The following is a 654-nucleotide window of genomic DNA, read 5'->3' on the forward strand; positions in this document are numbered from 1 at the left end:
TCAGCTGGGAGAGCACCTGCTTTGCAAGCAGGGGGTCGTCGGTTCGATCCCGTCTGCCTCCACCAATCACCAACGCTAAGGGCTTGGTTCAGACACTGAACCGAGAATTTTGCATTGGCGATTGAGCCAGTCAGAGTGATACGTCTTACGTATCGGCTGTCGTTCTTTAACAATCTGGAAGAAGCAAGTAATTTGGATAGCGGAAGCGTCTTGAGATGGACGTGGAAGTTATCCGGGTTGTGATTGTATCGATGTATCTCAAGATGATTCGTAAACTACTCCCTTCGGGAGTGGGGCCAGAGTAAGCGCTAAAGCGCTAACTCTAGCCGACATCAATTGGAATACGGCACAACGCGAGAACTCAACCTGTAACGAGACAGACTCGTTATAGGGTCAAGCGAACAAGTGCATGTGGTGGATGCCTTGGCGATCACAGGCGATGAAGGACGCGGTAGCCTGCGAAAAGCTACGGGGAGCTGGCAAACGAGCTTTGATCCGTAGATGTCCGAATGGGGAAACCCACTCCTTTTGGAGTATCCATGGCTGAATACATAGGCCATGTGAAGCGAACGCGGTGAACTGAAACATCTAAGTAACCGCAGGAAAAGAAATCAACCGAGATTCCCAAAGTAGTGGCGAGCGAAATGGGATGAG

1 rRNA gene is annotated in these 654 nt (G+C 50.5%); it reads left to right on the forward strand.

Going from position 1 to position 654, the window contains the following annotated elements:
- Positions 1 to 391: 391 nt before the first annotated feature.
- A 23S ribosomal RNA gene (locus HWX36_RS36715) occupies positions 392 to 654 on the forward strand; the annotation flags it as partial.

This window comes from Burkholderia sp. BCC0405 (genome assembly GCF_902833075.1).
Lineage (GTDB): Bacteria > Pseudomonadota > Gammaproteobacteria > Burkholderiales > Burkholderiaceae > Burkholderia.